Origin of the sequence: Streptomyces sp. NPDC058671 (genome assembly GCF_042716475.1) — a bacterium.
Lineage (GTDB): Bacteria > Actinomycetota > Actinomycetes > Streptomycetales > Streptomycetaceae > Streptomyces.
Window position 1 is genome coordinate 1 of sequence record NZ_JBHXSA010000037.1, and the last position, 24,402, is coordinate 24,402.

A 24,402-nucleotide genomic window follows, 5' to 3' on the forward strand; every position below is an offset into this window, starting at 1 on the left:
AACTCGCCGCCCGTTACAAGGCCGGAGTCCACCTCGCCTCACTCATCCTCTGGCTCCGCGAACCCATCCAAGATCCTTTGTCAGACAGGACCTAGCCCGCTTCGGCCATGACCTCCGTAGCGATGCCCAGGAGGGGGCGGAAGTCCCCGTAGGCGGCTTTCCACCACGCCGAGGTGCGCGGGTCGAGGATCTGGCACGTGATGAGCGCGTCCCAGTCAGCCGCCACCCGACACCGTTGCATGTGGTGGTCCTCGTGAGCCAGGCGTACGACCTGTGCAGGAAGGGAGTCCCGGGCGGAGACAGCGGAGGAGGGGACAGAAGCTCCGTCACCGATCCGACCTCCGCAATCGACCCGCTTTCGTCGCTCGCCAAGGGGATCGCGGACGGCGCCGCGTGGACCGTGGACCAGCTGTCCAACGCCCATCCGAGCCAGGCCCCGCACCCTCCGTACCGCAACTACTCACACCCGAAGTCGGTGCCTGCGGCCCGGTGAGACTTGTATGAAGCGTGATACCCCTCGCACAAGTAGTACTTGTGCGAGAGGTATCACATGAGGTCAGTCGCGGGTTCTCCGCTCGCCATGGATGTAGTCGTACACCCAGATGTGGGCCTCGGACGGTTCCCCACAGGTGCCGACGGTACAGATGCCGGGTTCCAGGAACCCCTCCTGGTAGTTGTGAGCGAAGCCGCCAGGGCCGTCGTAGTTGAGCTGGGCGGCCCTCAGACAGTTGCGGCCGGGTGAGCATCGACCGCAGCACTCGTGATCCATGACGGTCGGGTCGGCCTTCTTGCTGCACCCCATGTGACGGCACCGCCAGTAGCCGCCTGCGTGGTTGGTCCACTGAGGATCCCGCAGTCCGCGGAGGGACGACTCGTAGGTTCCCTCTTCGGAAGGAGCAGGAGAGGGAAGTCTCTTGCCCAGGGCAGAGAGCAAGGCCGTCGCCGTGATGGTGGTCAGGCCGCGGATCACCATGGCCTGGCGGTCGGGCCCGAGACCGTTCCACCCCTCGGTGAAGAGCCGGCGCAAGGACCTTCTTCTACCTGCGCCCTTCGTAGGCCGCTTGGGCGGTTCAGGATCACCGCTCGAAGGACATGGTGTCGGATCGTCCGGCGCTGTCATCTGATAGGCCACCCTCTCTGCTCTGAGAACGGGCAGTTTAGAGGTCCGCAGGCTCTCCACCCGGCGCCGAGGATCAGTCGGTGACGTCCGTCCCGCTAGGCGCGCGACCGCCGGCGCCGAGGGTGCGGCGTCGGGCCGGCACCAGCGCGGAGCGGGGCGCGAACAGGCCGCGGCCGCGCAGCTCGTCGAGGTTCGGGAACCGGCTGCCCGGGATCGATTCGTGCAGGTCGGCCTCGGCTGCTACGACGCGGTCGGCGGTCTCCGGCCCGGGGCCCAGGGTGCGGCGTTCGTTCACGCCGTTCATCGTATGGGGCAGTCGCTTACCGCGACGGCGAAGGAGTCGGTCGCCCCGGTGAGAGCGGCCGGCTCTTTCTTTTCCGAAGGCCCGCAGCGCTCGGCGCCGGGGCCTGGGGCACGTTGAGGGTCACCTCGTACACGGGATGAGCCCCCCTTCACGCTCTGCCGGGCGACCAGGGCGCCGCCCTAACGTGCGCGGCATGGCACCGACCGACTTTTACGCCAGCTTTTCCAGGCGCCCCTTCGTGGGGCCCCGCCGGGGTACAACGTCTGCAGCGACGGTCACCGCCCCAGACCGGAGACCCTGGGGCCGGCCCTCGCACGCGAGGACCGGCGCACCGGCCTCTACCACCTGTGGCGAGAGACAGCCCTCGACCTGTGCCTCAACTGGGAGGACTGCGGAGCTGCGCCCGGGCCCTGGGAGGCGATCGACATCCCGGACGAACACCTCGGGGAAGTCGTCCTGGCGGCCAGCGTCTCCATCGATCCGCGCTGCCACGACTTCCGCTGGCCCCTCTACGTCGAGAGGAAGACAGAAAGCCCCCTCCCCGACCAGTGGCACGAGGACAAGATCCCTCGCTGGTACGTCTGGTGGCGTCTGTTCGAGCTGCAGAGAGGCCGGTGCGCCTGCTGCCTCTCCTCTCCGGGAGTCATCGACCACGATCACCGAAGCGGCGCCGTACGCGGCCTGCTCTGCGTCTCCTGCAACAAGCTGGAGGGCATGTACTTCCGCCGGGAGCGCATGTGCTTCCACGAGGCGCCCTACTGCTTCGAGGAGTACTTGAGGAAGCCGCCGGCGTTCCCGCTCCGGTGGCAGAAGAAGGGCACGACGTTCACGCATCGTCACCGCAGGTGACTGATCAGGAGCGGACCACCGCGTCGCCTGGGGCGGCGAGTGGCCCCTGGCCGGAACGGACCAGCCCAGGTCGGAGGTGACCTCCAGGACGAACGCGCAGGAACGTACTCCGTTCGGCTCACACCACGGGAGGATCGGGCGCGTGATCGCCTTCCTGAAAGAGCACTCCACGATCCTCCTCGCCCTCCTCACCGTCGCGGCCGCGTTCGGCGGCACCTGGCTCGGATCACACATCCAGGCCAAGGGCGGACTCGCCCAGGCCAAAGCCGCCAAGGAGGCCGCCGAAACGGCGGCCGCCGCGACGCTCCAGGCGGTCCGCGAGCAGAGCGACCGTGCGGCCGCCGCCGCCCACGCCGCCGCCGTGCGCGACCGGCGCACCGCCGCGATAGCCGACCTGCTCCGCGCCACCCGCGAGTGCGTGCGCGCCCTGGACCGGCAGTACCGCGAGCCGGGAAACGACGCCACCATGAACACCCTCCACGAGGCGTTCATCCACGCACGTGGAACCGTTGAACTGTGCGCCCCCACGAGCCTGCTCCCCGCCGTCAAGGAGCTCGCCAAGACGACTCGACACCTGAGCGACTTCGCCCACGAACGCGCCGAATCCAACCGCGCCATGACCCACCTGCAGACTCTGGAGCGCGACGGGGTCGCTCCACGCCCCTTTACCGCGCCGTCGCAGCGCTGGAGACCTTCCGCACCGCCGCCCTCGCGGACGTTCCCAACGCCATGGAGCTGCATGACCTGGCGGAGGAAGCGCTGCGCCAGGTCCCCCAGCTGTCCCAGCGAGAGCAGGTCGTCCTCCTGGTCGACTGCTACTACGAACCCTTCCGCCCCGCGCTGGCCCGCCACAGGAACGAGCACCACCAGGCGATGAACAACGTCATCGAACAGGCCCGCGCGATCCTCGGCGTTAACGACTGACACCGTCGGGCAGGTGAGGGGTCGAGGACCGTCCCGGGCTTCGAGCCCCGTCATGGCCCGGTTCTCGTATCGCTACGACCGTTCTTCAATCTGGGTGCGAATGGTGATGGGAAGCCGGAGAATCCCGGTCCATGAACACGGAACAGCCCCTTCGGCGCTTCGGCCCCCAGTTCGTCGCCGAACAGCGCCACCGCTACGGCAAGCGGCCCCCAGAGAACCGGATGCTCTCCTACAACCAGGCGGTGCTGGACGAGTACGAGCCCTGGCGAGTGTGGCTGGATGACCAGCTCGACCTTCTGCCCCAGAGCGTCGCGGCCGCCTTCGCCGCGAACCTGTGGCGTGAGCAGAATTTCTGGCCCGACGTGATTGAGCTCGCTGCCGGCGCAGCCCTGCGACGACGGGGGTTCCGTGTCGAGTTCGAACGCAAGTGGGGGAACCTGACGCCGGACTGGACCGTCGTCGACGAGGACGGAACGCCGGTTGCACTGGTCGAAGTCCTCACCCATAGCCCTCAGAAGGGAACGACCGCGAAGATCAAGGCATGGCATGGACTGGTCGAGCGCCTCAAGCAGATACCGGTCCCCGTTGTCCTGACGGCGGCCGGTGATCCCTCACGCCCGCTCGACACCCCCGACGCACGCACCTCGAAGAAGATCGCCCAAGATCTGCGCCGTGCCCTGCTTTCCCCGCTGCAACAGACCGTCTTCCGGAGCGAGGGATACACCTTCCTGCTACGAGCCGACCCCCGCACGCGTCAGGTCATGAGGCCCCGGGGGATGAGCACGATCCTCGTTCCCCCGAGCAACATGGCCGGCGTCGTCTCCGCCCAGCCGGTCGCTGACGGAATCGAGAAGAAGGTCAGCAAGTACCGCGCGCTCGCCCAGGAAGCCGGACTCCCGCTGATTGTGGCGGCCGGCGCCGACAAGTTCACCGGTGTTGAGGTTCAACACCTCGACGACCTGCTCCAGGGCATTGCCACGATCAGCGTGCAGTTCGACTTCGGCGACTCGTTCATCCACCACCCCGTTGAGGTCAACCCGTTCGATCCGCCGCGCTGGACCATGCCCCCAGAGCTGGCTGGCGTGCTCTGGGTGAACAACGAGTTCCCCTTTACCACCACCTGGCGTCCCAACCCTGCCGCAGCAGCCCCCGCACCTCTCGCGCTCGCGGTCGAGAAGACGGGTTCCTCCCACCCGGCCCCGGCCAAAACGGCAGCGGGTGAAGAACAGGTTGTTGCCTGACGCCTGTACCCAACGGGGTATCAGATCGCGCGACTCACTTGTGTGCTTCGTACGGTGGCGGTGAGGACGCCCCTCAGGACGGGTGTGCCCACACGAGCCGGTCCCGCGTTCCGCACGTGCGCGGGACCGGCCTCTTTGAAGTCAGCTCGGAGGCCCTCCGGTCCCGCCGGATCCCATCATGAGGTAGAGCAAGGTGACGACCCCGACGGCGACGAGCCCGGCGACTCCGACGGCCGGGTGCATGTACGCGATGTAGCCGACAATGACGCCGACCAGGAGCAGGACGAGGACGCGGAGGTCGAGGGGGCCGTTCACCGGGTCACCGCCGAGCTGACCGATGGGACGATGATGACGCCAGCTGCCGTGAGTCGCCGGGCCCGCTCCCGCACGCGGCTCAGGTGACGTTCCACGGACTTACGACTCTTCCCAAGCATCTGCCCGATCTCGTCCTGCGTAGCGTTGGGCTCCGACAGCATCTGCTTACAGACCGCCCTCGCGTCGATCGAGACGCCGTCCAGGATCAGGTCGAGCGTCGCACACAGGATCACTGCCTTCTCGAACCAGGCGGTGTCCGTGGACCGCGCCCGGGTCCGCTCGAACCCCGCGTAACTGTCGATCATCTGCAGGTACCTGCGCCGCGGTCGGGCCCACCTGCGGAACGCGTCACGGAAGGCGAACAGGCAGGTCCCCACGAAGAAGGTGCGCAGGGTGGCGCCCTTGTCCGGATCCCAGTACTCGGCCTGCAGGATGGCGATGAAGTCCTGGTAGGCGTAGTGCAGGCAGTCTGCCGCAACTTCGTCCCGCAGGTCCGCCCTGCGCCTCAGGACCTCCATCTCGTCCTCGGAAGCGGTGAAGCCGAAGCCCTTCATGGCGCAGAGTTCGTAGATGGCCCCGGTCCGCATGCCGGCCAGGACCACGTCGAACCCGTACCGCCACAGGTCGGCCAGGAGGCGGCGGTCCGATCTCAGGTCGCTTCAGGAGGTTCTCGACTCCCTTCCGCAGTGCGGTGCGGAGGTTGCGGGTGGCGCCGGGATCCGGGTTCATCGCCAGTAGCCTCCCTTTCACCCCCGGGCACAGCTGGCCGGCAGTACGGGCCCGAGCGCAGAGTTCGGCGGCCAGCACCGCCTTATCGATCTCTTCAGCCTTGGCGTCCGCCGTCAGCTTCGGAATGAAGCAGACGTCGTAGTCTCGAAGAAACCTCTTGTCCTTGTAGACGTCCGGACCGTAGCCAGCAGCGTCCAGGGCCTGCCGTACGGGCCGGAACGCGAGGAGTGGATTGTTGTTACGGCTCACGCCCGAGGCTAGGCGTCCTCATGGGGCGGGGGTCCACTTTTCTGCCTACCCGCCATCCGGCGCTTGCGGTCCGATGGGTTCTCCACGAGGACGAGGGCTTGCGGGGGCTAACCCCCGCGCCCTCCATCGTGACGATCCCAACTCGCCGGAGGTCCCTCATGTTCGGCATCGACGGCGTCACCTCGGCGGCCGCCTCCCAGGACTCGGCTCCCATGCCCGCTGTGACGTTCGACCTGTTCACCGCATTCGTCGTCGCCGTCGCGCTGGTGCTCGCCTGGCTCGTCTACCGGTGGACGGCCTCGGCTCCGGGGTCCCCCGTCCAGGCGTCCAAGGGCGAACGGCTCGCGTACGCCATCGGCGCTGCGGCGTCGGTCATCGTGATCGGCGGCTATCTCGGCGGCGGGTTCAGGGGGTTCGGGTACCCGGAGCCAGACGCCCGTCCGGTGTCCAGTGACAGCCGTTCGACGGCGCTCGTGCAGGGGCCCGTGGCCGACGGCAGTCCTGCCGACCATGGGCCGTAGACCCGTGGCCGGACCAGGTTCCCTCGCAGTCAGGTCGCGGGAACGCGGGACGGACGCCTGTCGGCCGCGGATGGTCACCAGCTGCACCGTGCCGTCGTCGGTGTTGCCACGCCGCCGGTCGGCACGGACCTTGACCGCTTGTCGCTTCTCCTCGGAGACGTCGACCACCGCTTTGCCCACATGCCCTCTTGCTCTCGGAGGTACTGGGGGCGCGAGGGTCGGTAGCTCCTCAGCCCTGGCGGGCTTGCGGTGCCCCGCCGGGGTGGCTGGCCATCACGGGCGACTGCGTGCCGGACGTGCGTTGGAAAACTGGAAGCGTGGCTGAGGTCGTGGGTGGTGCGGGTGGCCACCGGCCGTACTGGCTCGACGAGCTGAGCGTCGGGGCTGGCTTTCGGTGGCGCAGGTTCGACTGGGCGCAACAAAAGCAACAGCCTTGACCTGATTGGTCCCCAGACCCCAGCGCTAGGTGCCTTGCCGCCCTGGACCAGCCACTTCTGAGCGCCCTGCGCAGCAGGCCCCTGACGTCGCCCGCGGACCATGAGGGCGTGGACCCCTCATGCTGCACTAGGCCGGGCTGCTGGATGCGCTGAGTTGTCGACAGGGGAGTCGAAGGTGCAGCGGCGAAGTGACCCATGAGTGTGGTTTCCCCGAACGGCTACCTCCTCGTTGTGGCCATGATGCGTTGCTACGTGCGAGCTGGGAAAGGAAGGTGTGGGGGTACTAGCACGTGTCCGCTAGCCGCTTGGGGCTTCGGAGTCGGCTGGTCGAGACGAGGTAGCTCTTATAAAGAAGAGCGCGCTCTTGGCGAGCCTCTGACCTGCAGTTTCTATAAATGATCATGCTCCGGCGGGCACGTTTCAAGGTCCTGAATGTTAACGGGGCCAGCACATTCGGCCCCAAAAGTTCGGCTCAGCCGAACATGCGATTCCTCACTCGCGCCGCTGCTCGTCCGCAGGTCAAGAAGCTGTCGACAAGCCCGACGCGAACCGGTTGAACTCCCGAGATGTGCCAAGATGCGGGCACGCGAAGTTCGGCTGAGCCGAACAATCGGTTCCTTGCGGCACCAATACTTCGACTGAGTCGAACTTTTGGGGATCCGGGATGCCGCCCCGAGGTCCTACGGTGTGGCGAAGCGTCAAAAGTACGGCTGAGCCGAACTTCGAGATAGTGTCGGACCGCCTGAACAACAAGGAGGTCCAGTGACATCTGACTCGCCGTCGCGCCAGCCGCGCCGGCCACGAGCCCTACCCTCGCCGGCGGCACCTCAAGGCGCCGTATTCAATGACCTCCTGAGTCTCCTTGGCGAACAACTCGGACAGCAGGCCCAAGCGGCCGCCGATCCAAGAGGTGGTCACCGCAAGGTCAAAAGCGTCACCGTCGAGTACGGCGAGGACGCCCGGAGCGCACACGACTTTGCTGGCCCCTCCGGCTACAGCCTCGCGAGCAACTGGTTCACACAGCTCATGGCGCAGCTCCTTGTCGCCAAGCGCGTCACGGTGAGCCAGGTGTGCGTGTTCCTGTACGTGGCGGGCGGCCAGACACCCGGCACGGGCCTCGCCGAGTACACCCAGCAGGAGATCACCGACGGGCTGAACGAACTCGCCGCCAAGATCCCTGATTCGAAGAGGATCACCCGTCCCACCGTCAACAGGGCCGTACGGCGACTGTGTGATCTTCGGTGGCTGGAGCAGGCAGGGAACGGGCGCCTCCGGCTGAACGTGACCCTGTGGTTCCGTGGTGGGAGCGCGGCGCAGCACGACGTCCTTGCAGAGATCAGGGCCAGTCAGCCTGAGGATGCGGACCCGCTGACGCTCTTCCCCAACCAGATCGGCCCCGATCTCGTCCACCACCAGGAAGAGCTCGACTTCGACCTTGGCGACGGTGAGGTGCCTATGGAGGCACGACGGAAGCGGCGTACAGGATGATCAACAGGAAGAGCCGCATGACGGCCCGATACGGAGGAGAACCCTGATGTCCCTTCCCGTGATGTCACCGCTCGTCTCCACGCGCATCTGGGCGCTACCGATCGGCGGCGCCCCGGTGAAGTTTCTCCAGTTCCTCGTGTTCCGGAGTGAGCCCGGCGGAGCGCTTCCCAGTCAGCGAACGATGGCGACCGAGTACGGGGTCGCCCCCTCGACGGTGAGCGCTCTCCTGGAACCGCTCTTCGAGCTGAACATCGTGCTTCGATCGAAGGCCGAGGCCGAAGAAGGCCGCGGCGGTAACCGCTACAAGCTGCACCCGCTGGCCGCTACGTACGACAGCATCGAGTCGATGACGGCCGCCTTCGCTCAGGCTCTGGAAGATATGAGGGCAGGCCGCCTGGCCCCGCTGAACCTTCCCGAGTACCAGACCGTGCCCCCTGCAGAAGGGCGTCCGGAACTCCGGATTGCCTGAGCGAACGGCAGAGGCCCCCCGCCACGGCGGGGGGCCTCTGTGCCTGAACAACAAGATGCGCCCAGTGTACTGGTCACCTACAGCCGCGGCGCCAGGGGAATCGTCCAAGAGCCTGACGGCCATGGGGCCCCCGTCCCTGCCGAGCCGGAGCTGACCGCCCGGTCGGTGCTCGTGGGTAAGGCAGCTCTGTCCCCGGAGCAAGGCTGGGGGAGTAGAGCAGTGCACACAGAGATCACCTCCTCGGCAACCTGACAGATTCATATCCGAACTCACGCCGATTTTGGCTGATTACACCGCATCCCAGAGCTTCAACAGCTGTTACACCCGGTGTGGTTGATGTGATCTTGCGTAGCCTTGACCTTCGCGCAGATGAAGTGGTCCCGCGGTGCGCGGCGAGCTCTGCATGAGCGGCCAGCGCAGGTGGCGCCAGGTGACCGCATATGCAACGGGAGACATCGTGACGACTCAAACGCACATGCGACGCGTGCACCCTCGGACGCCGCCGCTCCGGTCCGCAGGCGCCTTCCTTCTCGCAGGTTCCTTCTTCCTTGCCGCATGCGCCAGCACTGAGAAGAATCCGGAAGCAAAGCCGCCCACGACCTCCGCCCCTTCGGCCACCTCGACCCCGGCCAAGCCCCTCGAAGACCCGGTCGAGGTCGCGAAGAAGGAAGCGATCGCCACCTACCTTTCCCACTGGAAGGAAGTGGAGAAGCGCTACGCAGACAAGACGGGCAGGGCTGGCAACCTCAAGAGATACGCGGCCTCAGCCGCTCTCGCGCAGGTGGAGACGGGCGCCGCCGATATGCGGAAAAAGGATGCGGTAGTCCTCGGCACCGTCACGGTGAACAACCCGACCGCGACGAGTGCGGACATCGACCGCAAGGTTCCGAACGTCATCCTCTCCAGCTGCCTGGACATCTCCCAGTGGACCGTCACCGACGTGGATACCCAGAAACCGGCCGCCATGCCCAAGAGCAGGCTCTTGCGGTACGTCATCAAGGCCACCATCGAGAAGTGGCCCGAGGGGTGGCGCGTCATCCGTGACGAACCGCAGGGTAAGGCGTGCTGACCCCCCTGCGAGCGGCAACCGCAGCCGTTCTCGCACTCACCATGACAGCGATCTCTGCTGCCTCTGCCCACGCAGACAGCCCCGACGGGGAAAGCGGTTCTCACTGCGGCCCCTTCTTCTGCGAGGTGGAAGTCGACGTGCCCGGCTCCGGCGGTAACGGCGGCGCACCGGTCTCGGGCGGAACGTCCGGGGGCAGCGGAGAAGGCGGCGGAGAAGGCGGCGGAGGAGGCGCGAGACCGGCCACTGAGCCGGTGTGCACGTATAGGAAGCTCGATCCGCAACCCATTGCAGGCAGCCTCGACTGGGAAGGCCACGAGCCCGGCGACGGCGCCGTCTATGAGGAGCGCTGCACATTCGACAACGGCCTCACTGAGCTCACCAACGTGCGGAACATCTGGGCGGCTACGCCACCGGCCGCAGTCGCCGTCGACCCGGCGACCCTGGCTCGTCAGGCCGTGGACCGAATGTTGCTGCGCGGACCGCAGATCGGCATCACCCCGAAGCCTGGCGGAAAGGGCGTGGTCGGAATGCCCGTGTACCTGTGGACTGAACGGGGCCCAGAGACATACGGGCCGAACGTCGCCTCGGCTTCAGCCGGTGGCATCACCGTGACCGCGACCGCGAAGGTGAGCCGGATCGTCTGGAACATGGGCGACGGGAAGAGCGTCACCTGCACCACCCCCGGCACCCCATACAAGGCCGAGTACGGCAAGCAGCCTTCTCCGGACTGCGGCCACCGCTACACCGCGCCCTCCTCGACCACCGGGACAGGCCAGTACCACGTGTCCGCGACGTCGACCTGGACGATCGGCTGGCAGGCGACGACAGGACAGTCCGGGCAGATGACCGAGACCCGGCAGAGCGCCGTGGACGTCAACGTCGTCGAGGTCCAGGTCCTCAACTAGTACGCGCACTGCTTGCACTTCCCCGAGAGGCAGTACCCGAATGGAAACCCCCGCCGCCCCGCCGGTGCCGCGTCCAGCCGGCCCCCGCACCGAACTCCCCATCACCACCGCGGCCCCCGTGAAGAAGCAGCGCCGCTATGCCGCGGCAGCCCTGAGCACCGTGCTGGCCGTAGCTGCCGCCCTCGGCGCGGCCGCTGCCGTGTCCGCCGTCGGCGAGCGCACGAAGGTCCTGGCCATCGCGAACGACGTCCCGGCCGGCCAGCCGCTGACGGACGCGGACATCGTCGTCGCGGAGGTCTCTGCCGACGCTGCCCTGACCCCGATGCCCGCCACCGACCGCTCCATGGTCGTGGGCAAGCGCCCCGCGGTCGACCTGCGCAAGGGCAGCCTGCTCGTCGCCGCCCAGCTCCAGCCCGGCACGGGCCTCGGTGACGACAAGCAGCAGGTGGGCGTGCAGGTCAAGCGCGGCCAGGCTCCCGCCGGCTCCCTCGTCCCCGGTGACAAGGTCCTCGCGGTCACCGTCCCCGGCCAGGGCGAGCAGCCCACCGGCAAGGACGGCGCCGAGGCACCGCCGACTTCCGTCAAGGCGGTCGTGGTCTCCGTCAGCCGCCCCGATGCGTCCGGCGCCGTCGTCGTCAACCTCGCGGTCTCGCCTTCGGACGGGCCCCTGCTTGCCACCCGCGCCTCGTCCGGGCGTGTGGCCCTGGTCCGCGATGTGCGGAGCGGATCGTGACCGTCATCGCGCTGGTGAGCGCCAAGTCGTCCGGCGTCACCACCAGCGCCCTGGCCATGACCCTGTCCTCCACACGCCCCTCGCTGCTGGCCGAGTGCGACCCGGCCGGCGGCACCCTGCGCGCAGGCTTCTTCCAGGCACAGATCACGGCCGGGACCGGCCTCTACCACCTCGCCGTCGCCGAGCGCGCCGGCGAGGACGCCCTCGCGCGGGACTTCGCCGACCACCTGGTCCGGATCGACGTCTCCGGCCACCGTCAGATCCTGCCCGGCCTGACCGACCCCGCCCAGGCCCCCGCCCTCGAACGGAGCTGGCCGGCCCTGGCCCAGGTCATGCGGGTGCTGTCCGACGAGGGCGGCTACGACGTCGTCATCGACGCCGGCCGCTTGGCCCTGGAGTCCGGCCGCCTCCACTCCACCCTCACGCCCGCACCGCTCCTCCACGGCGCGGACCTGGTTCTGCTCGTCGTACGCGCCACCGACCAGTCCCTCGCTCTGGCCCGGCACCTGACCGAACCGCTACGCAACGAGCTCACCGACCGCGGCACCGGCGCCGACGCCCTGGGCGTCCTCCTCATTGAAGACGGGCCCCGCCGCCCCCACGAGGTCTCCGACGCGCTGCGTCTGCCGGTGATGGCCGCGCTGCCCTGGGAGCCGGACACCGCCGCCTACCTCGCCGGCACCGGACGCGCCCCGCGAAAACTGAACAAGTCCGCGCTCCTGGGCTCCGCCCGCACCGCGCTCGGCCACCTCCAGGCGGCCGCCTCCCGGCGGACCCTGCACCAGCAGTACCCACCGACCAAGCCAGCACCGGCCGCCCTGCCGGCCACGGCCGCTCCTCAGGTTGCCGGGGTGCTTCAGCGCCTGGGCCAGGGACGGGTGGACCCCCGTGTCTGATACCCAGCAGCGCCCCGACGGCCAGACCCCGCACGGCCCCACCGACATCGCTGGCCTGCTCACCGGCCGTATCGGCACAACCCGCATCCCCCAGCCCGCGACGGCACCAGCCCCGGCCCCAGCTCTGCCAGCCCCCACCCGCCCGGCGACGGCCGCCGGCCCGGGCGCGGTCCCGAAGCTGGCCGGGCTGCCCGGCCAGTTGCCGGTCGCCTGGGAGGTGATCGAGGCGCTCCAGGCCGAGGTGTCCGCCGAACTGTCCGCGCACGACCCCAGCCGCCTCCTCGAGGAAGACGACCGCCGGGCCCAGGCCCGCTCCATGGTGACCAAGGCCGTCGCCAGGTGGTCCACGAAGTACTCGCACGGCAACTCCGCACTCTCAGCTGCTGAGGAACACGCCATCGGAACGGCGGTGTTCGACGCGATGTTCCGCGGCGGCCGCCTCCAGGGACTCCTGGACGAGCAGGGCGTCGAGGACGTCATGGTCGACGGCCTCCGTGCACACATCGAGTACTACGACCGGCCCCGCCGCACCATCGAGCGGGTCGCCGACTCCCCGGGAGAACTGATCACCTGGGTCAACCGGATGGCCGGCCTGTCCGGCCACGGCGAACGCGCCCTGACCCAGGCCACCCCCATGGTCGGCTTCCGGATGCCCGACGGCTCCCGCGTCACAGCGAGCCTGCTCACCACCCGGCCGTCGGTGGTGATCCGAAAGCACCGCATCCGCCAGCACGGAATGGACGAACTCGTCCAATGGGGCTCACTCAACCCGCTGCTGCGGGCCTTCCTCCTGGCCTGCGTCCAGGCGAAGCTCAACATCCTGGTCGTCGGCGACATGGGCGCCGGCAAGACCTCCCTGCTGCGCGCCCTGGGGCGGGAGATCCCGCCCGGGGAGCGCATCGCCACCCTGGAGTCCGACCGCGAGCTCTACCTGGATGAGCCCGGCCCGGAGGGAAAGCCGGGCCCGCTCACGTTCGCGTTCGAGGCCCGCCAGTCCAACGGCGAAGTCCGCGGGGGCAGCGCTTCCGGCGAGGTCACCATCGGCGACATGTTCCCCACCGCCCTGCGCTACAACGTGCACCGGGTGATCGTCGGCGAGGTCCGCTCCACCGAGGTCCTCCCCATGCTGCAGGCCATGTCCGCGGGCGGCTCCGGCTCGATGTGCACCCTGCACGTCCGCCGCCCGCACGCGATCGTCTCCCGCCTCGTGCAGCTGTGCACCGAGGCCGGCATGCAGACCGAGGCCGCCAACCATTTGATCGCCTCCGCGATCGACGTGGTCGTCTACCTCACCTACCTCGACGAGACAGCGATCGGCGGCCGCAAGCACCGCTTCGTCTCTCACATCTACGAGGTCCACGACGTCGTCGGCGAAGGCGGACGCCCCACCACCAGCGAACTCTTCGCGCCCCACGGCCTCGAGCCCCGCGCGGTCTACCGCAACATGCCGTCCTTCATCGACCTCCTGGAGCGCACCGGCACCTTCGACCGCCGCTGGCTGACCCAGAACCCCGACGGCGCCTGGGGACCGGCCCTGAAGGTGGTGAAGCCGCGATGACCGACCTGCAGAACAGAAACCCCGGTGACCCGCGAAACCGCCTGCATCGACCCCACCCTCACGGGTGCGGCTGTGGTCCTCGCAGGCCTGCTCGTGCGGCGGCGTCACAGCTAATGACCGAACCAAAGATCCGGGAGGCGTGGTGAACTCCTCGCAGCTCGCTCTCGTAGCCGCGCTGTGCGCCCTCGTCATGGTCCTCGCCAGCCTGCTCGCCGTACGCGAGTGGCGCGGCCGCGTCGTGGACCCGACGAAGCCCGCCTCCCGCCGCGCCAGCCGGATCAGGGCAGCGAAGGCAAGCCTGCCCGAGGCCTGGCAGCGCCGCTGGCGCGCCCTGGTCACCACCGCCGGGATCACCGTCCTCGCGGTGTGGGCGTGGACCGGCTGGCCCGTTCACGGCGTCCTCGCCGGCGCCGCGGTCCTGGGCTTCCCCTTCCTCCTCAACCCCGGCACGGCCGCCGAGCAGAGGATCGAGCGCCTGGAGGCGATCGGGCAGTGGCTCAACGGGCTGGCGGGCATCCACACCGCGGGCATCAGCCTCGTGCAGACCATCCGTGCCAGCGCCCGCAACGCCCCCGCCCCCATCGCCGCCAACGTCCGGGCGCTAGATGAGCGGCTGCGCTCCGGCATGGACTCCAAGCAGGCCTTCGCCTTGTTCGCGGACGAGCTCGGCGACGGGGTCGTGGACCACGTCGCGCTGCTGTTCCAGTCGCACGCGGCGAACATGGGTCCCGGCCTGTCGACCGCGCTGGAGGCGCTCGCTGTGACGATCCACCAGCAGGCCGCCGACGCCCGTGACATCGAGTCCGACCGCGCCAAGATCCGCAAGTCCTCGCGCATCGTCTCGATCGTGATCTGCATCGTCTTCGTCGGCTGCATGCTCAACGAAGCCTGGTCCGCCTGGTACCAGTCCCCACCCGGGCAGCTCGCCCTCGCGATCCTCGGCGGGCTCTTCGCCTGGACGCTGGCCTGGCTGCGCCGGGCCGCCGCCACCAAGCCGGACCCCCGCCTCCTCAATCCGCTGACCCCGGCCGAGCCAGCCGCCGCGACGGGAGCCGCCCGATGATCCCCATGGAAGCGGTCCTGCCCGCCGCGGCCGCCGGAGCCCTAACCGGCGTCGCCATCCGCGCCCTGTGGCCGGCCCGGCCCGATGTCCTCTCCATCATGGACCGGCTCGACGCCGACCACATCGCCCGCCAGCCCAAGATCACCGCCACCAGCACCGGGTCCCTGCCCGAGAAGGTCGGCACCCGCCTCCTGGCGGGATTCGGCGAGCGGATCACCCTGCCCGTCCGGGACCTCGCCCTCCTGCGGATCAGCCCCGCCGAGCACCTCGGCAAGCGGGCCCTGCTCGCGCTGTACGGACTGGTCCTGCCGCAGCTGGCCGGTGCGCTCCTGTCCATGCTGGGGGTGAGCCTGCCGTTCGTGATGACAGCAGCCGCGGGCCTCGGCCTGGGCGCCTTGTTCTGGCTGTGGCCCGGCCAGGAGGTCAAGAAAGAAGCTGCGGCCGCCCGCCTCGTCGTACGGCACGCCGCCGCCAGCTACCTCGACCGCGTCGCCCTGGCCCGCATCGCCAACTCCGGCGCCGCCCAGGCCCTGACCGACACCGCGGACGTGGGTGACGGCTGGATCTTCGAGCGGATGCGGCAGGCGTTCTACGAGGCCGACCTCGCCGGCGTCACCGTTTGGGACGCTCTCAAGCAGCTCGGCGAGGAGCTCGACATCCCGGAACTGACCCGGCCCGCCGACACCCTCGCCCTCGCGGGCGACGGCGCCGCCGTCTACACCACCCTCCAGGCCCAAGCCCGCCAACTGCGCGTCGCGATCCTCTCCGACGCCAAAGCCCAAGCCAACGAAGCCAGCACGAGCATGGTGCTGCCAGTGACCTTCGCGGTCCTGCTGATGCTCGTCTTCGTCGTCCTGCCACCCGTTGTCTCGATGTTCAACGGCTGAACCCAAGGGAGAGAACCATGCACATCCGCGCCCTGACCACCGTCCTCGCCGCCCGCTGGGAGCGCCTGAAGAAGGGCGGCGACGCCGGCCAGACCTCGGCCGAGCTCGCCGTCATCGCCGGCGTCGTCATCGCCATCGCGATCGCCGTCGTCGCCGCGATCAAGACCTTCACCGACGCCAAGATCCCGCTCATCAGCGGCTGAAACCAACCACGACGAGGAGGGAGCGGCGTGAAAGACCAGGTCAGCAACCGGTGGCGGCGCCTAGGCGCACGCCTGCGAAACGAGGGCGACCGGGGCTCAGGCAGCGTGGAGCTGGCCGTGCTCGCCGTCATGGTGCTGTTCCTGGTCTTCGCCGCGATCCAGACCGGCATGTACTTCCACGCCCGCTCCGTCGCCCGCTCCGCAGCCACCCAGGGAGTGGAGGCCGGACGCCAGCTCGGCGCCGGCCCCGGCGACGGCGTCGCCCAGGCCCAGGAACTCCTCGCGAAGTACGGCAGCGTCCGCGGGGCAAGCGTCTCCGCCGAGGGCAGCGGCCCGGAGCAGATCCGCATCACCGTCCGCGGCACCGTCGCAACCCTGGTCCCCGGCTTCGAGCTGGACGTCGTCCAGAGCGCTGAGGCTCCAGTCGAGCGCTGGGTGGCGGCGCAATGAAACGGCCCCGGCACTACAACTGGCGTGAGGACCGCGGAAGCTACTCGGTGGAGACCGTCATCCTCGCGCCAGCCATCATCGCCCTCATCCTGCTCATGATCGCCTTCGGACGAGTCACCGATGCCTCCGGTGCCGTGGACGGCGCCGCCCGCGCGGCCGCCCGCGCCGCCTCCCTCGAACGGGAAGCCGGTGCCGCGCAGGCAGCCGGGGCGGCGGCCGCGACCCGCAGCCTCACCGGTGAAGGGATCCGCTGCGCCTCCTCCAGCGTCTCGGTCGACACCTCCGGATACAGCCTCGACATCGGCCAGGAAGCCACCGTCCGCGTCACTGTTGCCTGCACCACACCGCTCGGCGAGATCGGGCTGCCGGGGCTCCCGGGATCCCGCACACTCCGTGCCTCGTGGACCAGCCCGATCGACTCCTACAGGGGCCGCCAGTGATCACCGCCCTCACCCACCGCATCACCGCTCTGCGGGACCGCATCCGCTATGGCGGCGACCGCGGGTCGCTCTCACCGTTCTACGCGCTGAGCGCCATCGGCATCATCATGATCATGGGACTGCTGGTCGACGGCGGCGGCGCCCTCAACGCAACCAACAAGGCCACCGGACTCGCGCAAGAGGCCGCCCGCGCCGCCGGCCAGCAGCTCAACATCCCCGAAGCCGTCCAAGGCACCGAAATCACGGTCGACCCGGACGCCGCCGTTGCCGCCGCCCAGGACTACCTCGCCGCCCAGAACGTCTCGGGCTCCGTAACCATCACCGATGGCGGCCAGCGCCTCGAAGTCACCGTCCACGACACCTACAACACGCTGTTCGCACAGTTCGTAGGCAGGTCGACGATCAACGTGTCCGGCACCGCACACGCCCGACTGCACACCCAAGCCGGAGGCTGACCGCCCCATGCGCACCCCCCTACGCCCGCTCCGCCCCCTGCTCGGCCTCGCCGTCCTCGCCGCCCTCATCGCCGGTATCCCGCTCGTCCTGCTGGCCGTTGGCTATCAGCCCACCGACTTCGTCGGTGGATGGGAACTGCTGACCCAGCAGGACGACGGCCGGCTGTTCTTCACGGTGCTCACGACCATCGGCTGGATCGGCTGGGCCGCTTTCACCCTCTCCGCCCTCGTTGAGATCGTCGCCCTTTTCCGCGGCCGCAAGGCGAGACGGATCAAGGGCCTCGGCGGGATGCAGTCCTTCGCCGGCCTCCTCATCGGCGGCCTCGTCTTGCTCGCCCCCACCGCGGCCTCGGCCGCGACGACCAGCCCGGCCCTCGCGGCCACGGCCGTACAGACCGCCGGCACCAGCAGCGCGGCGACCGCCGACGCGCAGGCCGCGGCGGAGCAGGACACCTGGCCCACTCACACGGTCACCGGGGATTCCGAGCTCCCGTGGGACCTGGCGGAGCAGTACCTGGGCAGCGGACCGCGCTGGAAAGACATCGCCGCGCTCAACCCCTCAGTACCGCAACTCGCGGCGGGCGACCAGTTCCTGCCCAGGGGTGCGGTAATCCGCCTTCCCGCCGACGCCGACATCGCCAAACCGGCCGCCCCAGGTCCGGCACCCGACGCGGCCACGCCAGAGACGACCGGACCCGCGCAGGCCGGCACCACGGCCTCCAAGCCCGCTGCAGCCCAGACCGAGCATGTCGTCAAGTCCGGTGAGAACCTGTGGGGCATCGCTGACGAGCACGGCGACCCCAAGGACTGGCCGAAGATCTTCGAAGCCAACAAGGGAAAGGCGCTGCCCGGCGGCGGGACCTTCGACAACCCCGACCTGATCGTCCCCGGCCAGGAACTCACCCTCCCCACAGCAAGCGCCCCGGCTCCCGCGCCCGAGGGTCGGCCCACCCCGGCCACCAAGACGCCCCGGAAGCCGGACACCCCCAAGCCGACCGCCCCCGCCCCACAACCTTCGAAGCCCGCCACCCCTGCGCCTGCGGCCTCCACCACCCCCGCACCCTCGAAGCCCAGCACCCCTGCGCCTGCCGCCTCCACTCCCACCGCTGTCGCTCCCACGCCTGCGCAGGACGGTCAGAAGGCAGACGTACCCCAGCAGTTGCAGGACACTGACGAGGCTCTGGCTCCTGCTGCCGTCTGGATGGGCGCCGGAGCCTTGGCCGCCGCCCTCATCGGTACGCTCACAACCCGTCGCATCCTCCAGCAGCGTCGCCGTCGGCCCGGCCGCCGCATCCCCATGCCAACCGGCAGCGCCGCCGCCACCGAGCAGGGCCTACGCGCCGCCCAGCACCCGACCGGCTTCGACCTCCTCGACGCCGCCCTGCGCACGCTCGCCCTCAACCTTGCCGCCGCCAAACGCGACCTGCCGGTGGTCACCGCCGTCGTCCTGCACGAGCAGAAGGTCGAACTCCACCTCGACGGCGACGTCCCCCCAATGAACCCCTTCTCACGCGCCGCCGGCCGCACGGACCTATGGACCTGTCCAGCCTCCAGCCCCGACCTCGCCGACCCCGACGCCCTCCAGGGCGCCGACGCGCCGTACCCGGCCCTGGTCTCTCTGGGCTGGGACGGCGCCGGCCACCTGGTCCTCGTCGACTTGGAACACGTCGGCGTGCTGCACCTGGACGGCGACGCCGACCACGCCCGCCACGTCCTTCAGGCCATCGCGGTCGAGCTAGCCAGCACCCCCCTGCCCGGACATCTGGAAATCACCGCCCTGGCCGCCACCGCCGCCGGCCTCGACGACGCAGCACCTGATCGCGTCGCCCGCACCGCCTCCCTCGCCGACGCGATCGCCGAGCTGACCAGCCACACGGCCGACCAGCGCCGCGCCCTGGCCGCGATCGGCGCACCCACCCTCCGCACGGCCCGGTTGCAGGAAGACGCAGGAGGGTCCTGGTCGCCCCACATCCTCCTCGCCGCCGAGCTCCAGGAAGGGGCCCAGACCGAGGCGCTATTCGGCCTGATCACGGCCCAGCCGCGGGTCGCCGGCGTGGTCGTCACGGCCAGCGAGAACGCCGACCTCGCCGCGGAGGAGGGCTGGATCCTCCACTGCGCGGGATCGGACGAGACCATCGTCCTGCCAGGTTCCGGCCTGCCTATCAAGCTCCAGGGCTTGTCGGACCCGCACTTCGCCGATGCGATCGAACTGCTCACCCTGTCCGTCAACACCACCGACGTACCCGCCCGCGACGAGTGGCTGGACGGCCTCCTCCACGCCGACGAGCAGGGGGAGGAAGACCAGGCTGAGCAAGACCGAGCATGTGCGGACGAGAAGGACCCGTCGGAAGGCGCTGAGGAGACCAGCGACGACGTAGTACCGCAGCCGGATGCCGGTGCCGACGGGGACGGCATGCCGGACGAGTACGCCGATATCGAGCAGGAGGAGCTGGAGATCGAGCATCAGACCGACGCCTCCACCGACGAGAAGAAAGAGGCGCCCGCCCAGCCCGCCGCCCACACGGCTGAAGCCCCCGGCGACCCGGCCGAACCCGGCACCAGCGGCTGGACCTTCGGTGGCCGCCCTTACGGCCCCGCCGCTCCCGTTCCTGCCCTGCCATCTGCTGCGCCCGAACCGGCGGCCGAAGCCGCCCCCATGCCGACGAAGTGTGAAGCCGACCCCTCCGAGGCGATCCCTGAGGCCGAGAGCCCGATCCCAGTGCCCCTTCCGGTACCTGCCCCAGCGCGTGCCGTTGACGAAGCCGACGGCACCGAGACCACATGCGAGACCGCGCCGACGGTGCTGCTGCTCGGGCGAGTGGTCATCGAGCGCGCGGCAGGCCGGATCGACTCCAACCGGCAGAACGCTGCCGTCGAACTCGTCTCCTATCTCGCGCTGAACCCCGGCGCCGACCACCACGCCATCGACGACGCCCTCTGGCCGGGCCGCCTTGTCAACAAGCAGATGCGTAATGCCGTCATCTCCAGGACCCGCACCTGGCTGGGCAAGAACGCTGACGGCGAGGCCTTCTTCCCGCGGGTCCAGGACACTGGTGACAGCCGCTACCGCCTCGCCCCGGCTGTCACCTGCGACTGGCGAATCTTCCAGAACTTCGCCAGGATCGGCCTCGCCCGCAACGACGAGGACGGCGAGCTCGCCCTGCGCCGGGCCCTCGCGCTCGTCCGCGGCCGGCCCTTCGCCGCGATCGACCCCCAGCGCTACGCCTGGGCCGAGCCAGCCGTCCAGGAGATGGTCTCAGCCATCGCCGACGTCTCCTACGAGCTCTCCACCCGCCGCCGAGAGGCCGCCGACTACGCTGGCGCCCTCTGGGCCGCGAACCAGGGCCTCCTTGCCGGCGAAGAGAACGAACTCCTGCACCGCCAGGTCTTCCTGGCCCACCACGGGGCCGGAGACGTGGACGCCCTCCGCAAAGCCGCCGCACGGTTGGCCCTGATCAACGAGGGCCTCGGCGGGGGAGTGGACATGGAGGCGGAGACTGCTCAGTTACTGAGCACGCTGCTGCCGAAGCCGGTCATCCGTCGCTGACAGCAGACCTCGTGCACGAGCTTCTACCTCGGGCGGGTCAGCGGTCGTACATGCTGCGGCAGAGGTCGGCCGCGCCCATCGGTGCGTTGATCCGGCCGGCCTCGCGGCAGAGCTGACGCATATCGAGTGCCTGGCCGACTGCTGGCCTTTGCCGACGCGGGGCGGGCCGCTGCTGCTTCTTCGGGACCTGCTTCTTCGGGACGTGGACCTTCGGGACCGTCTTCCTGGTGGCCACTTTCGACGGCTTCGGGCTCTTCCTCTTCGCCTTCACCTTGGTAGTGGCGGGGCGCTTCCGTGGCTGCGTACGACGTTCGGACTGGGCGGTATCCGGCCGTGCTTGCGTGCGTTCCGCGGGAGCGGCGGGCGCGGGAGCCCCCGTCTTCGCGGGCTTGGGACCGGATCGGGGGCCGGTGGTGGTGAGTTCCTCGCGCGGGGCTGCCGGGGTGGGCTTCGGCCCGGTCGGGCCGGGGGCCGGCGGGCGGTCGGTGGCGGGCGCGAGTCCTGCGGGCCGGGCAGGCCGGACGGGGGAGTGGGAGTGGGGGACGGCCACACAGCCGCTGGTGAGGAGCGCGGCGAGGATGAACGTCGTCGTACGACGGGGGTGCATGGTGATCACGCTGCCGGAGCCGCCACGGGCCGGGTGGGTGGCGCGGCCCAGGTCCACCGTGACGAGTGAACGGCGTCGGGCGGTGGACATGGCCGCGCCCCGCACGGGGGAGCGGGGCACGGTGAGACGGGTACAGGGGAGCGCGATTTGACCAGTCGGCTCGGACCCGCCTCGCGCTCAGGGTACGGGCGTCATGCCCGCTTACAAGCCGGAATGCCCGTCAGAAGTAGAAAACGGGCCCGGTCTTGACGGTGGCCTGGCAGTTGTTGGGGTAGGTCCGGTGCCAGTCGACGGTGCGGCCCTGGTATGTGCCTTGCGCCCTGAGGGTGACGGGAGAGTGCTCGGTGGTGCAGCGGCCGGCCGGCTCGCCGCGCAGGGCGTCGAAGTTGCCGTTGGCGTTCTCGAGTGCCGCGCAGGCCTCGGCCCGGTGGGGATGGGCGGGGCGGTCGCTGGCCGGGCAGTCGAGCCAGACGAAGCCGATGGAGTGCTGACCGTTCTCGGTCCGCTCGGCGGTGAGCTGGAGGCGTGTGTCCTGGGTTGGCGCGGGGGCAGCGGTCGCGACGGCCGGGACAAGGGCGGTGGCGAGGAGCCCGGCGCCGATGAGGCTGTGGATGATCTTGTTCATGACCGGGTCAACGGCGGGCGGGTGGAGCTGGTCACCTCGCTCAATGGGGTCACGCCCTGCCTGAGTCACTGGAGTCAGCGGGCGCCGATGGCGCTGTCGATCACCGCGCACACGGCCGTCAGGTCACCGCCCTCGATCACTGTGCCCGGGTCGTTGGCGAGGGCCTTGGGGATGCCCTGGACGCAGTGGACCACAGCGAAGAGCGCGACCCGCTGGTGTGCTGGGAGGGCAGCCATCTAGGGCATGCCGTAGATCAGTCCGTCCAGCCGTGCGCGGGCCGATTCGGAGACGCCGCCGTGCCCGTGGCGGTCGAGGTCGTCGCAGTCGGCCGGGTCCAGAGTACTCATCGCCTCTTCGACGGCGTCGGCCAGCGGGCCGCAGATCCAGGACCCGGCCGGGCAGGGCAGGGCCCGGATCCAGTCCGCGGCCCGTCGGCCCACGGCCGCCGCCTCCGCGAGCGCCTCGGCCTCTCCCCGCCACGGCTCAGCCCTCACCGGCTGGGCGAGAGGGTCCCCCTGATCGCTGGGGAACAGGAGAGGCAGTTCGTCGGAGACGGGCGGGTTCTCCGGGGCGGCGGGGGTGGTGGTGGGCAGGTAGGGGAGTGTCATACCGTGATCAACGACCCGTCGCCCGCGGGGAGTCGCCTGCCGCCGGTGGGCTGCCTCACACGAGCCGGGCCGTTGGTCAGTGCCAGCCCGTGCAGGCCTTCAGGCGGTCGCCCGCGTTCGCGGCGCATCCGCGTACGAGGTAGCCGGGGCCGTCGTACTGCCAGCCCGTGGCCTTCTGCCTCGACGCGGCGTGCGGGTTGTCCGTGCCGCCTTTCGGGACCCGCTTGAGGAACACCCGCTTCGCCGGCCCGCCGTTCCTCCTGACCTCCATCCACACGGCGCCGCCCTCCTCCACCCACCCCTCCGCACGCGCGTGATCGTGTCCCCGCCTCGTCTGGATGTGCAGATCCACCAGGGCCACGTTCCGCGCGGTGGCGGAGTAGCACTTCCGGTCGCCCTCATAGCGCGACTCCGCCGCGCACGGCCTGTCCGCGGCCACCGACACCGCGGGCCCGGCCGGAACGGCCATCACGGCCGCAGCACCCAGGACCATCAGACTCAAGATCTTGATTCGCATGCCCGGGTCAACCCTGCAGGGTCGCCGCCGTCACGGGGTGGGAACGGTGATCACCCCACCGTGCGACCGTGACACCCGCTCGAAGGGAAAAAGGCAGCGGCGTTCCCTCTTCGCGGAGATGCCGCCCTCACCCCCGGTTATCCACGGGCAGTAGAGCTCGCAGAATGCTCGACGCTCCCGCATATGCCGGGGTTTGTGCACGACTCTGGCGCACCTGCTCGGCCGAGTGGCAGGGTGAACGGCATGTGGCATCCCCGCCCCCACCCCCGCGGGTCATGCCGCCGACCCTGCCCCAAGGGGCCACGCTCCCGGCCCTGTCCCAGGCCGGGAGCGGGCAGGGCCGCACCCGCCTCCCGGCTCCCCACGGGAGGCCACAGGTGCGCGTACGGCTCGTCAGTCCGAGTTGGGGAGGAGCCGGTTGATTGTGGCTCGGGAGACGCTGGTGACCTGCTGCACCATGGTTCGAGTCAGCCCCGCATCCTGTACCGCCCACGTGATGAGAGGGTCGCGGAGGTCTCGGACGTTGGCCCAGGCGGCGAGCAGGTTCCTGGCCGTCATCTGGGCGGTGCTCTCGCCTTCCAGCTCGCCCGAGGATGGCTGCTCCCATGCCGGGTGGATCGGGTCCGTTTCCGGGTGGGGGGCGTAGGCCAGGGCGGCGCGCATGCCCTGCTCGATCTGCTGGCGGTACCGTTCAGCGACCCGGCCGACCAGCTTGGTGGCCAACGAGTACGGCTCCTCGGACGCCTGCGCGGCGTTGATCTCCTCGCGGGTGGCGTAGCCGAACAGCTCATCCATCAGTTCCAGGGAGGGCTCGAAGGACCAGCCCTTCTCCTCTTCCAAACGCATGGCCAGGGACGCGACGAACTGCAGGGTGGACTGCAGGTCCTGCACCACGGCCAGATACCGCAGCGTGCGCACCCACGGTTCGATTCGCGCAGCCTCTGCGGCACCACGCTCCTCGGCTTCACTGGGAGGGACCTCCAGCTTGCACGAGGCCAGCTGCTTCCGGCCGTCCATCAGGACCAGTCGGACGCCGTTGCCCTGCCAGCGGCCGCCTCCCTCGGCCCAGGTCATCTTGCCGACGGTATGGATGACGTAAATGCCGTGGTCGCGGGCGGTGGTGGTGATGTCCATGGGGTGGCTTCCCTGTGGTCGTGGATGGTCAGGCGGAGAGCAGGGCGCGCAGCTTGAAG

At 69.6% G+C, this 24,402-nt stretch carries 29 protein-coding genes; 18 read left to right on the forward strand and 11 right to left on the reverse strand.

Annotation, left to right across the window (positions count from 1 at the left end; genetic code table 11):
- Nucleotides 1-91 precede the first annotated feature (91 nt).
- The 3 genes from ACFWV2_RS30985 to ACFWV2_RS30995 form a co-directional block, all read right to left on the reverse strand.
- Entirely contained in the window at nt 92-241 is a 150-nt protein-coding gene (locus ACFWV2_RS30985) for a hypothetical protein (protein WP_384410062.1), read from the reverse strand.
- Between the two features lie 315 nt (nt 242-556).
- A complete protein-coding gene (locus ACFWV2_RS30990; protein ID WP_384410065.1) occupies nt 557-1,027 on the reverse strand; it encodes a hypothetical protein in 471 nt (156 codons plus the stop codon).
- A 166-nt stretch (nt 1,028-1,193) separates the two neighbouring features.
- Nucleotides 1,194-1,415, reverse strand: coding sequence for a hypothetical protein (locus tag ACFWV2_RS30995; protein WP_384410068.1), 222 nt, complete (start codon nt 1,413-1,415; stop codon nt 1,194-1,196).
- Between the two features lie 600 nt (nt 1,416-2,015).
- On the opposite strand from ACFWV2_RS30995, the gene ACFWV2_RS31000 reads away from it, so the two are divergent.
- The 3 genes from ACFWV2_RS31000 to ACFWV2_RS31010 all read left to right on the forward strand — a co-directional run bounded on the left by ACFWV2_RS31000 (nt 2,016) and on the right by ACFWV2_RS31010 (nt 4,438).
- On the forward strand, nt 2,016-2,273 hold the full coding sequence (locus ACFWV2_RS31000; protein ID WP_384410196.1) for an endonuclease domain-containing protein: 258 nt from the start codon (nt 2,016-2,018) through the stop codon (nt 2,271-2,273).
- 142 nt (nt 2,274-2,415) lie between these two features.
- Nucleotides 2,416-3,150, forward strand: coding sequence for a hypothetical protein (locus tag ACFWV2_RS31005; protein ID WP_384410071.1), 735 nt, complete (start codon nt 2,416-2,418; stop codon nt 3,148-3,150).
- A gap of 178 nt (nt 3,151-3,328) precedes the next feature.
- Nucleotides 3,329-4,438 (forward strand): hypothetical protein, encoded by a 1,110-nt coding sequence (locus tag ACFWV2_RS31010; protein ID WP_384410073.1) that lies wholly within the window; start codon nt 3,329-3,331, stop codon nt 4,436-4,438.
- A 141-nt stretch (nt 4,439-4,579) separates the two neighbouring features.
- Here ACFWV2_RS31010 and ACFWV2_RS31015 read toward each other — a convergent pair whose 3' ends face one another.
- Entirely contained in the window at nt 4,580-4,753 is a 174-nt protein-coding gene (locus ACFWV2_RS31015; protein WP_384410076.1) for a hypothetical protein, read from the reverse strand.
- Entirely contained in the window at nt 4,750-5,340 is a 591-nt protein-coding gene (locus tag ACFWV2_RS31020) for a hypothetical protein (protein ID WP_384410079.1), read from the reverse strand. The genes ACFWV2_RS31015 and ACFWV2_RS31020 overlap by 4 nt, the downstream gene beginning before the upstream one ends.
- Nucleotides 5,341-5,889: 549 nt before the next feature.
- On the opposite strand from ACFWV2_RS31020, the gene ACFWV2_RS31025 reads away from it, so the two are divergent.
- The 15 genes from ACFWV2_RS31025 to ACFWV2_RS31095 all read left to right on the forward strand — a co-directional run bounded on the left by ACFWV2_RS31025 (nt 5,890) and on the right by ACFWV2_RS31095 (nt 20,852).
- Nucleotides 5,890-6,252 carry a hypothetical protein gene (locus ACFWV2_RS31025; protein ID WP_384410082.1) on the forward strand — a complete coding sequence of 121 codons (363 nt, stop codon included), beginning with the start codon at nt 5,890-5,892 and terminating at the stop codon, nt 6,250-6,252.
- Nucleotides 6,253-7,451: 1,199 nt separating this feature from the next.
- Complete coding sequence (locus ACFWV2_RS31030; protein WP_384410085.1) at nt 7,452-8,177, forward strand: hypothetical protein; 726 nt, start codon at nt 7,452-7,454, stop codon at nt 8,175-8,177.
- Nucleotides 8,178-8,223: 46 nt separating this feature from the next.
- Nucleotides 8,224-8,646 carry a hypothetical protein gene (locus ACFWV2_RS31035; RefSeq protein WP_382819652.1) on the forward strand — a complete coding sequence of 141 codons (423 nt, stop codon included), beginning with the start codon at nt 8,224-8,226 and terminating at the stop codon, nt 8,644-8,646.
- A 430-nt stretch (nt 8,647-9,076) separates the two neighbouring features.
- On the forward strand, nt 9,077-9,715 hold the full coding sequence (locus ACFWV2_RS31040) for a hypothetical protein (RefSeq protein ID WP_384410088.1): 639 nt from the start codon (nt 9,077-9,079) through the stop codon (nt 9,713-9,715).
- On the forward strand, nt 9,709-10,620 hold the full coding sequence (locus ACFWV2_RS31045; RefSeq protein WP_384410091.1) for an ATP/GTP-binding protein: 912 nt from the start codon (nt 9,709-9,711) through the stop codon (nt 10,618-10,620). Before ACFWV2_RS31040 ends, ACFWV2_RS31045 begins: the two co-directional genes overlap by 7 nt.
- Nucleotides 10,621-10,660: 40 nt before the next feature.
- Nucleotides 10,661-11,353 (forward strand): SAF domain-containing protein, encoded by a 693-nt coding sequence (locus ACFWV2_RS31050; RefSeq protein ID WP_384410094.1) that lies wholly within the window; start codon nt 10,661-10,663, stop codon nt 11,351-11,353.
- Complete coding sequence (locus tag ACFWV2_RS31055) at nt 11,350-12,249, forward strand: hypothetical protein (RefSeq protein ID WP_384410097.1); 900 nt, start codon at nt 11,350-11,352, stop codon at nt 12,247-12,249. Before ACFWV2_RS31050 ends, ACFWV2_RS31055 begins: the two co-directional genes overlap by 4 nt.
- Entirely contained in the window at nt 12,242-13,807 is a 1,566-nt protein-coding gene (locus ACFWV2_RS31060; RefSeq protein WP_384410100.1) for a CpaF family protein, read from the forward strand. Before ACFWV2_RS31055 ends, ACFWV2_RS31060 begins: the two co-directional genes overlap by 8 nt.
- A 142-nt stretch (nt 13,808-13,949) precedes the next feature.
- Nucleotides 13,950-14,870 carry a type II secretion system F family protein gene (locus ACFWV2_RS31065; RefSeq protein ID WP_384410103.1) on the forward strand — a complete coding sequence of 307 codons (921 nt, stop codon included), beginning with the start codon at nt 13,950-13,952 and terminating at the stop codon, nt 14,868-14,870.
- Nucleotides 14,867-15,757, forward strand: coding sequence for a type II secretion system F family protein (locus tag ACFWV2_RS31070; protein ID WP_384410106.1), 891 nt, complete (start codon nt 14,867-14,869; stop codon nt 15,755-15,757). The genes ACFWV2_RS31065 and ACFWV2_RS31070 overlap by 4 nt, the downstream gene beginning before the upstream one ends.
- 17 nt (nt 15,758-15,774) lie before the next feature.
- A complete protein-coding gene (locus ACFWV2_RS31075) occupies nt 15,775-15,960 on the forward strand; it encodes a hypothetical protein (protein WP_073819428.1) in 186 nt (61 codons plus the stop codon).
- Nucleotides 15,961-15,987: 27 nt separating this feature from the next.
- On the forward strand, nt 15,988-16,410 hold the full coding sequence (locus ACFWV2_RS31080) for a TadE family protein (protein WP_384410110.1): 423 nt from the start codon (nt 15,988-15,990) through the stop codon (nt 16,408-16,410).
- Nucleotides 16,407-16,850, forward strand: a complete 444-nt coding sequence (locus ACFWV2_RS31085; RefSeq protein WP_384410113.1) for a TadE family protein — start codon at nt 16,407-16,409, stop codon at nt 16,848-16,850. Before ACFWV2_RS31080 ends, ACFWV2_RS31085 begins: the two co-directional genes overlap by 4 nt.
- Entirely contained in the window at nt 16,847-17,305 is a 459-nt protein-coding gene (locus ACFWV2_RS31090) for a pilus assembly protein TadG-related protein (RefSeq protein WP_384410115.1), read from the forward strand. Before ACFWV2_RS31085 ends, ACFWV2_RS31090 begins: the two co-directional genes overlap by 4 nt.
- 7 nt (nt 17,306-17,312) lie before the next feature.
- Nucleotides 17,313-20,852 carry a LysM peptidoglycan-binding domain-containing protein gene (locus ACFWV2_RS31095; protein WP_384410119.1) on the forward strand — a complete coding sequence of 1,180 codons (3,540 nt, stop codon included), beginning with the start codon at nt 17,313-17,315 and terminating at the stop codon, nt 20,850-20,852.
- Between the two features lie 37 nt (nt 20,853-20,889).
- On the opposite strand, the gene ACFWV2_RS31100 is transcribed toward ACFWV2_RS31095, so the two are convergent.
- The 6 genes from ACFWV2_RS31100 to ACFWV2_RS31125 all read right to left on the reverse strand — a co-directional run bounded on the left by ACFWV2_RS31100 (nt 20,890) and on the right by ACFWV2_RS31125 (nt 24,343).
- On the reverse strand, nt 20,890-21,579 hold the full coding sequence (locus ACFWV2_RS31100) for a hypothetical protein (RefSeq protein WP_384410123.1): 690 nt from the start codon (nt 21,577-21,579) through the stop codon (nt 20,890-20,892).
- 100 nt (nt 21,580-21,679) lie between these two features.
- Nucleotides 21,680-22,084: an SSI family serine proteinase inhibitor gene (locus tag ACFWV2_RS31105; protein WP_384410126.1), complete on the reverse strand. Its 405-nt coding sequence runs from the start codon at nt 22,082-22,084 to the stop codon at nt 21,680-21,682.
- Between the two features lie 74 nt (nt 22,085-22,158).
- Nucleotides 22,159-22,320: a hypothetical protein gene (locus tag ACFWV2_RS31110; RefSeq protein WP_384410129.1), complete on the reverse strand. Its 162-nt coding sequence runs from the start codon at nt 22,318-22,320 to the stop codon at nt 22,159-22,161.
- Nucleotides 22,321-22,692 (reverse strand): hypothetical protein, encoded by a 372-nt coding sequence (locus ACFWV2_RS31115; protein ID WP_384410132.1) that lies wholly within the window; start codon nt 22,690-22,692, stop codon nt 22,321-22,323. It lies immediately after the preceding gene.
- A 76-nt stretch (nt 22,693-22,768) separates the two neighbouring features.
- The gene (locus tag ACFWV2_RS31120; protein ID WP_384410134.1) at nt 22,769-23,209 is read right to left on the reverse strand and encodes a hypothetical protein; all 441 of its coding nucleotides are present in this window, start codon (nt 23,207-23,209) and stop codon (nt 22,769-22,771) included.
- A 393-nt stretch (nt 23,210-23,602) separates the two neighbouring features.
- Complete coding sequence (locus ACFWV2_RS31125; RefSeq protein ID WP_384410137.1) at nt 23,603-24,343, reverse strand: hypothetical protein; 741 nt, start codon at nt 24,341-24,343, stop codon at nt 23,603-23,605.
- Nucleotides 24,344-24,402: the final 59 nt, after the last annotated feature.

Coding starts and splice junctions, on each gene's coding strand:
- ACFWV2_RS31105 (WP_384410126.1), bottom strand. CDS start 22,084: ATGAACAAGATCATCCACAGCCTCATCGGCGCCGGGCTCCTCGCCACC.
- ACFWV2_RS31035 (WP_382819652.1), top strand. CDS start 8,224: ATGTCCCTTCCCGTGATGTCACCGCTCGTCTCCACGCGCATCTGGGCG.
- ACFWV2_RS31050 (WP_384410094.1), top strand. CDS start 10,661: ATGGAAACCCCCGCCGCCCCGCCGGTGCCGCGTCCAGCCGGCCCCCGC.
- ACFWV2_RS31020 (WP_384410079.1), bottom strand. CDS start 5,340: ATGCGGACCGGGGCCATCTACGAACTCTGCGCCATGAAGGGCTTCGGC.
- ACFWV2_RS31120 (WP_384410134.1), bottom strand. CDS start 23,209: ATGCGAATCAAGATCTTGAGTCTGATGGTCCTGGGTGCTGCGGCCGTG.
- ACFWV2_RS30985 (WP_384410062.1), bottom strand. CDS start 241: ATGCAACGGTGTCGGGTGGCGGCTGACTGGGACGCGCTCATCACGTGC.
- ACFWV2_RS31125 (WP_384410137.1), bottom strand. CDS start 24,343: ATGGACATCACCACCACCGCCCGCGACCACGGCATTTACGTCATCCAT.
- ACFWV2_RS31085 (WP_384410113.1), top strand. CDS start 16,407: ATGAAACGGCCCCGGCACTACAACTGGCGTGAGGACCGCGGAAGCTAC.
- ACFWV2_RS31110 (WP_384410129.1), bottom strand. CDS start 22,320: ATGGCTGCCCTCCCAGCACACCAGCGGGTCGCGCTCTTCGCTGTGGTC.
- ACFWV2_RS31115 (WP_384410132.1), bottom strand. CDS start 22,692: ATGACACTCCCCTACCTGCCCACCACCACCCCCGCCGCCCCGGAGAAC.
- ACFWV2_RS31025 (WP_384410082.1), top strand. CDS start 5,890: ATGTTCGGCATCGACGGCGTCACCTCGGCGGCCGCCTCCCAGGACTCG.
- ACFWV2_RS31010 (WP_384410073.1), top strand. CDS start 3,329: ATGAACACGGAACAGCCCCTTCGGCGCTTCGGCCCCCAGTTCGTCGCC.
- ACFWV2_RS31070 (WP_384410106.1), top strand. CDS start 14,867: ATGATCCCCATGGAAGCGGTCCTGCCCGCCGCGGCCGCCGGAGCCCTA.
- ACFWV2_RS31095 (WP_384410119.1), top strand. CDS start 17,313: ATGCGCACCCCCCTACGCCCGCTCCGCCCCCTGCTCGGCCTCGCCGTC.
- ACFWV2_RS31075 (WP_073819428.1), top strand. CDS start 15,775: ATGCACATCCGCGCCCTGACCACCGTCCTCGCCGCCCGCTGGGAGCGC.